Source organism: Butyrivibrio sp. M55 (assembly GCF_900116865.1).
Taxonomy (GTDB): domain Bacteria; phylum Bacillota; class Clostridia; order Lachnospirales; family Lachnospiraceae; genus Butyrivibrio.
Map to the genome: position 1 here is coordinate 61,322 of NZ_FPCD01000015.1, position 11,009 is coordinate 72,330.

Annotated in this window: 9 protein-coding genes; all 9 read right to left on the minus strand. The window is 35.8% G+C overall.

From position 1 onward, the window contains the following. Nucleotides 1-80: 80 nt before the first annotated feature. Nucleotides 81-530, minus strand: a complete 450-nt coding sequence (locus BM398_RS13790; RefSeq protein ID WP_092338367.1) for a hypothetical protein — start codon at nucleotides 528-530, stop codon at nucleotides 81-83. A 62-nt stretch (nucleotides 531-592) separates the two neighbouring features. Then, nucleotides 593-1,237 (minus strand): MBL fold metallo-hydrolase, encoded by a 645-nt coding sequence (locus tag BM398_RS13795; protein ID WP_092338369.1) that lies wholly within the window; start codon nucleotides 1,235-1,237, stop codon nucleotides 593-595. 231 nt (nucleotides 1,238-1,468) lie between these two features. Continuing rightward, nucleotides 1,469-2,194: a hypothetical protein gene (locus BM398_RS13800; RefSeq protein WP_092338371.1), complete on the minus strand. Its 726-nt coding sequence runs from the start codon at nucleotides 2,192-2,194 to the stop codon at nucleotides 1,469-1,471. A 130-nt stretch (nucleotides 2,195-2,324) separates the two neighbouring features. Continuing rightward, entirely contained in the window at nucleotides 2,325-3,812 is a 1,488-nt protein-coding gene (locus BM398_RS13805; RefSeq protein ID WP_092338373.1) for a restriction endonuclease subunit S, read from the minus strand. Then, complete coding sequence (locus tag BM398_RS13810) at nucleotides 3,809-5,290, minus strand: type I restriction-modification system subunit M (RefSeq protein WP_092338375.1); 1,482 nt, start codon at nucleotides 5,288-5,290, stop codon at nucleotides 3,809-3,811. The genes BM398_RS13805 and BM398_RS13810 overlap by 4 nt, the downstream gene beginning before the upstream one ends. A 27-nt stretch (nucleotides 5,291-5,317) precedes the next feature. Next, nucleotides 5,318-6,007: a hypothetical protein gene (locus BM398_RS13815; protein ID WP_092338377.1), complete on the minus strand. Its 690-nt coding sequence runs from the start codon at nucleotides 6,005-6,007 to the stop codon at nucleotides 5,318-5,320. Nucleotides 6,008-6,028: 21 nt separating this feature from the next. Further along, a complete protein-coding gene (hsdR, locus tag BM398_RS13820) occupies nucleotides 6,029-8,344 on the minus strand; it encodes an EcoAI/FtnUII family type I restriction enzme subunit R (RefSeq protein WP_092338379.1) in 2,316 nt (771 codons plus the stop codon). Nucleotides 8,345-8,494: 150 nt separating this feature from the next. Further along, on the minus strand, nucleotides 8,495-9,217 hold the full coding sequence (locus tag BM398_RS13825; RefSeq protein WP_092338381.1) for a hypothetical protein: 723 nt from the start codon (nucleotides 9,215-9,217) through the stop codon (nucleotides 8,495-8,497). A gap of 12 nt (nucleotides 9,218-9,229) precedes the next feature. Beyond that, a complete protein-coding gene (locus tag BM398_RS13830) occupies nucleotides 9,230-10,819 on the minus strand; it encodes a T7SS effector LXG polymorphic toxin (protein WP_092338383.1) in 1,590 nt (529 codons plus the stop codon). Nucleotides 10,820-11,009: the final 190 nt, after the last annotated feature.

The window sequence follows — 11,009 nt, forward strand, 5'->3', positions numbered from 1 at the left end:
GAATTTACCAATTTTAAAGCCGCATAAAAACAAATTGGTAATAGTACCAAACAGGAATTAACCCCATCGCTTTGGTGTAATTAAATAAAGTCATTTCCTGGGCCTGAGCTCCACTCTCCATTTTCATAAGCGAGCCATTCAACGCCATTCCACTTAACAACAACGCAATCAAATGAAACATTTTCACCGATTATGGTAGCATCTCCTACAGCTGCGTACCTTATTCCATTTATCATAGCCTCAAAGGTCATTTGCAAAGCTTCTCCACCCTCAAACAACTCGGAAATATTCAGAGAAAGTGTTTCGTTTTCAGCTTTCTGTGACATGTGGAATTCACTAGGGCTTATTTTGGTCTTGGATATTGCGTTTTCAATGATTATATGAAGCTCAGAAATTATGTATGAACAAAGTTCAAATCTGTCCCTAAGCCTATCTGTGGAATCATACGGAAGAAACTTAGAATGCATTACTTCTTTTATATTTCGCTTCTTATAATTCTTAAACTCCTGTAAGTTAACTATTTTATCCATTATTTTCCCTTATATTCGTTAGAAACTACACTATTGGCTACAGTAGCTGTTCTATTCACAGATTACTCAAAATACTGTATCTTCTCAACTACCTTTATCGGTTTTTTTATCAATGATGCAAAAGTCTGTCCATCAGCCTTATTTCCAACTGAGCTGCCATAGTGAGTAGGAATCGCGTATTCTGGTCTTATAAGATTTATAAGCTCAGCCGCTTTCTTTACATCCATAGTATAAGTCCCGCCTATTGGAATCAGAGCAATGTCACATTTTACCTGTCTTGCATCTTTTGTCGCACCGGTATCTCCTGAAATATATATTCGCTTATTATCTATTCTAAGGATATAACCAAGCCATTCCGCTCTTTTAGGATGAAAAGGCTTTATGGTGTTATATGCAGGAACGGTCTCAATTTCAAGTCCATTTATCTCCTTATAGATTCCCGGCTTCACAGCAACAATATCCTTAACTACCGGTCGCAGTTCGCCTGCGTCATCTTCCATTTTTTCTGGAACAATCATAATTGTTTCTCTCTTGATGACCTTTTTTATATCTTCAATGGAAAAATGATCGTAATGAGGATGTGTGATAAACACATAGTCTGCATCATGCGGCTCTTCCTTTAACCGAAAGGGATCTAAATAGATTGTGCTGTAAGCATTTTTAATTCTTATGCTGCTTTGTGTAAAAACTTCTATATTATCTAACATTAAAACTCCTGAATGTTATAAAACATTTTTATGCATTGGTTCTTTGTACATCTTATCTGCGATTTCCAATCTATACTGGGAGTCTTGTCATCTCAATAATGAAAATCAACTACCGATGGTTGCTTATAAGGATTATTCCACGATTTTAAATGATTTTATCTGATATAAACACCTCTATACCGATGCATCAAAAAGCATTAATATAGACATAATAGGAAATATAATTCTTATTTAAGTAATAAAATTAACAACAATTCCAATTATAAAGCTGAGAAACGTTGCAACAAAAACTGACCAAAATACATTATGGCGAATATTACTTCGTCTCTTTTCTGCTTTTATTTCTTCCCCCCAACAAAAGACAATAGGTGGGAATAATTTTTTTCCCTTTATCATTATATAGTTTAGTATAAGAGCCACGCCTAAGATACAGATTATCAATAGTATAAATTCATATAAAGATAGACTTTGATTTAAATCCATATCACTAAAATATTTAGTATAAATCGAATTATAAAGCATTATTACAGCTATAACTAACCAAACAGAGCTAATTGATAAATGTGAAAAAAACTCATAAAATTTTGAACGCTTACCTTTTTCGAGGGTTTTCTCTAATTTTCGTCTGTAATTATTAGCGTTATCAAGATTATCAATTCTATATTCAACTTCCACTGTATTACTTACAGCTTTATGTAGATGGAAACTACTAACTTCGAAAGTTATATAATTTTCCCAAATTGAGCCAATAGTCATTGCTATAATTGTTTCATCTCCAAAATTATCTATGGCCAAAACATCTTCTAACTTATTAAGAGTAATCGTATGTAATCCTAGATTTACTTTATACTCTGGTTCCCCAAAATAATTACGATATAGAGCATCCAGTTCTTTTAATAATTCTTCAGTTATACATATGGCATGGTTATATCTAAAAGTTCCTTTTATGGAATCCATCCTCTGCCCCCTCTATCTTTATCTAGTTTGTCATGCATTTTTTACAAATGCCACGTATTCATCCATAGTTTTCATAGGATTATTTTTCTTATTCATAAATGTGTTTACCTATATTAAGCGTTTCTTAATGCTATTGTTTGCATTTTGACAATATTTCGCAATATGGTAATAATTCCTCTATTTTAGCAACAATTCTTTGTTGTTCTTCTAATGGCGGAAATGGAATTATTGTTTCTTTTATTTTCTGTACATTAAGGTTTGGTTGTGAAGTCCCTTCTGCCCTTTTCCTAAGCTTTTCATAGTTAAACAGAAAACAATAATACACATATTTTGTAGTAACCTCTTGATAACTATAGCTTTCTAACGCTGCACATGCTTGGTTTGTTGTTGCTGGTAACAGCAATTCTGAAATTTGACCTCTTGTTTTACCTTGTCCGTACATAGCAACGATAAGCGTATGAGCTGGGTAAAGCCGCAAAGATGTATTATCCAAAGCATATTGTGTAATCATGGTATCCACATGTTCAATATATCTATTAGAGGTCAAGGATGAATTAACCCATGGAATCGTACCACCTAGATAAAATCGAGATTCACTCTTTGTTGGTGTCATTCCTGTCCCTACATTGAAAATATCACCCACACGCACCCACTTCCAATTATCAGGGATATCAAAAGGCATTTCATCATCTGTAATGTCAGAAAATGCCTTATCTTTTTTAAACTTACCTGTACGTATCAGCTTCTGCTTTTCATCCTGTATTTGCTGATATAGTTCTTCCGCTGTTCCTTCTTCCGCTCTCTGCTCCACCAATTTGCCCATAATAGCATATTGAAGAATTGATTTCTTCATTTCTTCTGGGAACTTGGTGTTGAACTGTTCTAGCTTCTCATAAGCCTTAGCATAACTGTCAACAAAAGGAAGTAGTTCCTCTATCTTTGTAACGATACGATGCTGTTCTTCGAGAGGGGGAAGCGGAAACAAAAACTGCTCTAAACTCTTAGCAGCAAGATTTGGCTGGGCGGTTCCGTTGTCATACTTGCGAATTAACGCATAAAATAATGGCGCATCTATATACATCATAAAGTAATCCGCAAGGACATCTTCATCACTAAACTGTCGGCATATCACTAGAGAAGACGCAATGGCACCTTTATCATACGGATATCGACCATGCTTTCCAAGAGAACCTCGAATACAAACTACAATGTCACCTTTTATAAGCTTCCCATTTCCCAGCTTTTCATATTGTTCGTTCGACAAACATAAAAGATTATCATCATTTTTTACAGTGTGACCATCAAGATTTAATGCGCTTATAAATGGAATACCCTCTTTTTTTAAAGTTGACTTTGCCGGATAATTCTTTCCTCTATCACCATTTAGTATAGAACATATTTCAGATACTCTAACCCACTTCCATGTATCTGGTATATCATATGGTATTTCGTCTTCCGTTATTGAAGGATATTTTTTTTCTTTGATATTCTTTTTTTTTCTATTTTGTTGAATCTGTTGAAATAGAACATCCGCTGTTCCTTCTTCCGCTCTCTGCTCTACCAGCTTTCCCTGAATAGCATACTGAAGAATACTGGCTTTCAATTGTTCAGGAGTCATTCTGCAACACCTCCCGGAAGTAATGCTTCAAGTTTTGCAAGTACCTTATCAATCTCTGCATTAAGACTTGCACGTTTTTCCTGATAATTTTGTATAGTTTCCATAGGAGAAAGCACCTCTTCTTCCTCATGAGGATATCCGCAAAGATCCAGATTGCATTGCTGCTCATTCAGAAGAAAATCTACTGTAAACTTCTGTGCTTTTGGGCCATCTTCAAGCATGATCTCTTTTCTGTCATTCCACCAAGCTATTGTATCATCAAAGTGCTTAAGCTCCATTGGCTTTGTCTTCGAGAAATGCTTTCTGTCCGTAGGCATATCTACTCTATAAAACCACGTCTCTTTTGTTGAACCCGTGTTATCAAAGAAAAGGAGATTCGTTGATATTGATGTGTATGGACTAAATACTGATCCCGGAAGTCTTACTACTGTATGCAAATTAAAATCTGTAAGAAGCTTTGTCTTTATTGCTACTTTTGCATTATCAAGACCAAAAAGGAATCCGTCAGGTATAATTACCGCTGCTCTTCCGTTCTTCTTAAGACGGTACATGATAACTGACATGAAAAGATCTGCTGTTTCTGAAGAAGCAAGATCATCAGGGAAGAATCCCTGAATAGATTTATCTTCATGACCACCATATGGAGGATTCATAAGAATTACATCAAACTTATCATCATCTGTATAATCAAGAAGATTTCTTCTCAACGAATTATCATGATAGATATTCGGAACTTCAATATCATGTAGGAGCATATTGGTAACACAAAGAAGGTATGGAAAAGGTTTCTTTTCAATACCATAGATACTGTCATCTAGCTGTTTCTGTCCCTCTGTATCAGTTACCTGTTTCTGAAGCTGCCCAAGCCATGATGTGATAAAGCCTCCGGTTCCGCAGGCAAAGTCAGCCATCTTCTCTCCAAGCTTTGGCTGTATCATAAGAGCCATAAAATCTGTTACTGCTCTGGGGGTATAGAATTCACCTGAAGATCCTGCTGACTGAAGATCTCTAAGGATTTCTTCATAAACAAAGCCAAAATCATGGCTTTCTTTTACATCATCAAATTCAATCTCATTGATTACGTCAATAACCTGACGAAGATATACTCCGTCCTTCATATAGTTGTTCGCATCTTCAAATGTAGATTTTACGATAGCTTTCTTTACTGGAGTTGAAGGATACACGGAAAGCTTTTTAAGAGTAGGGAAAAGCTTGATGTTTATAAAATCAAGCAGCTCATCTCCTGTCATAGCATGACCGTTATCATCGGGTACAGCCCAGTTCCTCCATCTGAGTTCTTCTGGGATGATGGATGTATAGTTTTCCTCATTAAGGTCCCAGTCATCTTCCTTTGCATCATATACTTTAAGAAAGAGCATCCATACCATCTGCTCGATTCTCTGCGCATCACCATTGATTCCGGCATCCATACGCATGATGTCTCTTATTCTTTTAATAAATCCTGACTGCATAGCCATTTCAATTACTCCTCAATTGTTTCTTTATTATGTAAAATGTATTGATTTTAATCCCTCAATAATCCCAGTAGAAATAGTATTTACTACCACATCCCTGCAAAATTCACTCATATGGTCTATTATCTTCCTTGTATGCGTACCTGGCAGTGCTTTTATCATGGATGCATTTTTCATTTTTTTAGTATCATATAAATCCCCTGCAAATCTACACAATTCATGAAAAAGCTTATCAAAAGTACCTTTTTCTATCTCTTTTTTTAGATTAAGCACCCACCAATCAGTATAGACTATTCTTGCATTATCTAAATCTACCTCTGCATCAAAGATTATCAGCTTTGGATCAGTGGAACACAATAAGTCACAGTCGATTTTTCTCCCTAAATACTCAGCATCTTCACTAAAGTTCTTGTAATTATATTTATATAAAATGTCTCCACCTTCTGGCGCCCTTAATGGCTCTTCGTTATGGAATAGCTTTGATGAAGGCCCCTGTTTTTGAGAATCATATTTTGTTATTCCCAAAATATAAAAATCTATTTTCTTGCCAGACTGTTGATTATAGTATTCTATAAATCTAAAAAACTGTTTTTTGTCTTTGTCCTCTTCAGCATAAAACAATAAACAACCAAAAGTCATGTTTACTATTGAATCACTTCTTCCATATAATAATTTAGCTCTTCTTAATATGCTTTTTTCAAGGTTTGTAGTATAAATCATCTTATGTCTCCTCCAAAATCATTATGCTTCATATATACTGTGTTCCATATCACGAATTGCCTGCTCATATTTATCTTTACCGCCAAAAAGCTTAACTATCTTTGCCGGCTTTCCATATTCAGCAAAATCCGCAAGTGAAAGGACCTTGATATCTTCGACTTCTGTAATCCCCTGATTCATGTACTTATCAAGTAAGATCTCAAGTACTGCCCTTGCATCCCCGGAATACTTTGAGAAGAAATCTCGCTTCTTTACATTATTTGCACGCTCTGCTCTTGTAAGCGGCTTCTTGCCATATGCTACATAACAGATAAAGTCAAAGTCATCTACGTCTGACATGCCCTGATCCGTCTTAAGCGCATCAAGGTTAATGCCCATCTCCGCAAAGGCATCTTCAATGGCTTTCTTCTTATCAGAAGCCTTCCATTTACGGATAAAGTCTGACAAAGAAGCGTATTCGCCTTTGATATTAGTTCTGGTATAGTCGATAATATCTTCTTCCCTAAGAAGCTTTCCATCAACATCATAAACAGATACTCGCTTGTTTATGATTTTTACTCTGCATCCATCTTTATCAACTATCGGAGCTGCCAGTTTGGTTGTATCAATAGGGATCGTATCCCCAGGATCATCCGAATAAGGTGTCCTTGGATGATCTTCTGTTCCTTTATGTTTGAATCCTTCATCCTGTTCAATAGGTCCGTCCCAGTCAGGATCTGCAAACAGCTTTGTGACATCCCTAAAATCCATTACAACAAAGTGTGTCTTTCCTTCTTTTTCACGGATTCTGGTACCGCGTCCAATGATCTGTTTGAAGGTTGTCATGCTTTCAATGTTCTTATCAAGCACGATAAGCTTTGTCATCTTACAGTCTGCACCTGTAGATAAAAGCTCTGATGTTGTAGCAATTACCGGATATTCTGAAGAAACAGAAATAAAGTAATCTAATTTACTCTTTCCATAAATATCAGATCCTGTTATTCGCACTACATAATCAGGATTCTTTTTACACATATCAGCATTAAGATTAGTCAGTGCAATTCGCATCAGCTCTGCATGATTCTCATTTGCACAAAAAACAATCGTCTTCTGCATACGATCCGTGCTCTTAAGATATGCTGTTATCTCATCAGCAACCTGATTTATTCGATCCTCGATGATGATGTTGTAATCATAGTCACGGTTATTATATATACGGTCAGGGATAGGTTCTTTATTTATATCAAGTTGCCCTTTATAAGGCCTCCAGCCATCTCCGATATTTGTTGTAATGCTAATTACCTTGAAAGGAGCAAGAAAACCATCTTCAATCCCCTGCTTTAAGCTGTATGTATAGACAGGCTCTCCAAAATAATCAATATTTGATACCTTTTCGCTCTCCTTAGGTGTCGCTGTCATTCCAATCTGAGTTGCAACATTGAAGTATTCCAGAACTTTACGCCAGTTACTATCTTCCTTTGCAGAACCACGATGACACTCATCTACTATAATAAGGTCAAAGTACCCTGCTGGGATCTGTCTAAAATGTTCTTCATCGTTCTGTCCTACCATCTGATGATAAAGAGCAAAGTTTACTTCATGTGATGCTATATTCTTAAGGCACTCCTTATCGGAGAAGTCAACTTTATATATAGTCTTTTCAAGTGGTGCAAAGTCCTGAAGGATACTCTGATCCACAAGGATGTTTCTATCAGCAAGATAAAGAATCCTCTTCTTCATGCCTGCCTTGAGCAGACGATACACAATCTGAAATGCAGTATAAGTTTTTCCAGTCCCTGTAGCCATTACAAGAAGGAGTCTTCCCTGACCTCTTGCAATTGCCTCTACAGTCCTGTTTACAGCATTTCTCTGATAATATCTTGGTGGATATGTACTTTGGGATGAATAATAAGGTTGTTCGACAATCTTTTTTTCGTTTTCAGTAATTCCTTGCCCGTCGTGTATTTCAGAATAATACCTTGAAAACAGCTCTTGCTGATCAGGGAACTCATTAAGAGGAATCTGTCTTTCTTTGCCAGTTAAAAAATCATGTTCATAAAATGCATCTCCGTTTGAAGAATAAGCAAACGGAAGATCCATCATCTGCGCATATGTCATAGCTTGCTGAAGCCCAGAGGATACGGTATGATTATTATCCTTTGCCTCGACTATCGCAATAGGCTTTCCATCATTAAGATAGAGCATATAATCAGCGAATTTGGGCTTGTTACGGGCGACCATATTACCCTTTATATTGATCTGGCCATCAGTGATCTTTGTCTCCATGGTAATATGATTAGACCAGCTCGTCTGAATTGCAGGAGTAATATAATTCAGCTTGATATCTTCTTCTGACATTTGTTTTTTTTCAAAAATAGTCACGCTAAATCCCCCTTGCTTAGAGTTTTTCGTCAAAAAAATTATATCATTTGTTACTTTTTCTGCATAATAAAATCATTGTCAAAACGTAAAAACGGCTTCGCAGATATTTCTACGAAGCCATCTGATTTATGGGCATTTTTCCAAACAATATTTTCCATCCATAGTACCAACTGAATATACTTCAACATTAGATTGGTATTCTTTTATTTCTTTACAAATTTCACTTTTATCATAATCCATACTACGAAAATCCATTATAACCTGTTCAGCATTTTTGAATTTATTTAAAAAAGTAAGCTCACTTCCACTAGGCGCATAAGAATCAGCAAGTAAAATTATGACCGGAACATTTATTTCTATTCCATTTTCTATTAAGGATGTGTCTGTGTGAAACATATCAATAAACACATACTGTATCTTTGCAGTGTACGGACGCTTTAAATCACCTAAATAATCGCTAATTCCATAATTTTCACACATATCATTAAAAAAAACAGCTTTTGTTGGATGATTGTCACCGTCCGAATTTACAAATGAAATCTTTATTCCGTCGGGGAAATAATCTGAATTTTCATCTACGAATTTGTTATGTGCATTAATAACACTGCATAGCTCTTTATATCCTTCTATTCCATTCTCATCTTCAAGTTCTATAGTTATTGAATTGTCACCATCATAACAAAATACTTTGACATTCTCAGTAGCATTCAAACCAATTATCTCTGCCCACTCTTTATATGATGTACGGATACTATGCTTAGGTTCCGGAATATTTCTAGTCAGTATCACAATAATAAGCAATACCGTAAAAAAAGCAATTCCTTTGATTATACCTTTAATATTTTTCATGCTTAAATCCCTCTATTTCACAGTAGTATGCGTTATGCTTGAACAAGGTATATTATCTGTATCAGTGCAAACAAGATCAATATATTGATCAAAATCAACATAAAATTTCTCACCCCATGAAGAAACTTCAACTAAACGTCTAGTTTTCCCTGTTTCATCAGCATCTTCATATATAGCTGTGACGGTAACATAATGACTTGTTACTTTGTTTTTACTATCCGTATATGTTCCCGTTTTATCGTCATACTTATAAAAAATAGCACCTACTTTAGTCTTATCGTCATTCTTTTTATATGCATTTTCAAAATCATGAATTGACCAAACAACTGGCACACCTTTATTTAATTGTTCCTTCATGCTCTGATAATCTTGTTCATAATCTTCAACATAATCCCAACTAGTGGAGATATTTACGCCTTTGTTATCACACATTCTGGTGACATATCCCGTCATCTGATTCGGAGTATATCCGCTTATTGTATATAATGCCGTCTTTCTATTAAAGGCTTCCAAAGCTTGTCCTGATGGTTTATCTTTTGCATCCACAAAATCATATACCAATTGCTTATAATCATCATATGATATTGTTGTCTGTCCTGTCAGATATAAATATTGATTTACTGAAGCAATTGCTCCACATCCGAAATCACTGAGTTTTTTTCTGTATTTTTCATCTAAGTTTGGATCGTCTTTAAACCATTCTTGTGCACCACCATAGGCAGTTGTTAGTTTTCCGTTTTTACCCGGCACATCTGTAACTGTAATGAAAGAATCATTTACAGCTCCTATTCTAACTCGATTTGAGTCTTTAACAACAAAAGAATCTTCGTAGGTTCCGAACAAGCCGTTTAACATCCTGTAAATATACATATCTTTAGTCTTTTTTTGCAGCTCTTTCTTTTCTTTTTCAGTTAGTCCTTTATAAGCACTTAAAGAAATAAGCCCAAAAGAGAACTTAGATATATTTTCGACTTTAACCTGTATTGAATCGAGTGCAGAAGCAGTAGTGACAACCTTATCCTGAAGAGTATCTACATCATCTTCAATGCCGCTATTGTCTACAGCACTGCACATTTCTGCATCAAACTCTTCAACCTTATTAACGCAATAATCAAATAATCCGCCTGAACCGCAGAAATCTTCATACATCTCGCTTACCATACGGTAACTTGACGGTGTTAGATTCCCATTGATATGCCCAAACTTATCTGCTATATATCTCGTTTTACATTCTACGTCATATCCTTCAACATCAATGACATTGCCGCAAACCATAAATCTCTTTTTGATATCCATGAGCAGGTCAGTATCTATCCTTGCAACAGAAGAAGAATCTACCGTATCCTTAAACGTATCAAGCATCTCATAATATTTTAGAACCAGACGCCTCTGAATATCGATCTGCTTCATGTGAAGTTTACTCTGGCCTTCTCCGATGAAATTTTTAGAAGCTTCAGCCGCTTGTCCTCTGTATGTATCATTAAAGTAATACTTTGACATTCCATCTTCGAGTGAATGAAGATCATCTGTATATCTATCATACGCCCCAGCGAAAGAAGCAATGAATTTTTCTATCTTTTCTGTATCCCATGTTTTTCCCATTACATTATTACCTCTACTCTCTATTTTGGCTTAATTCTCTTGAGCGAAGTTCTTCTTCAAGACGGTCGATCTCGCTTTCATATTCGCAGATCATTTCTCGGAGCCTTTCTATTGTTACATCAATCTGAGATACAAACTCCAATGTAGCGTTCTGGCAAATCTCAGTCCTAGCAGTAATATCATAACGGGC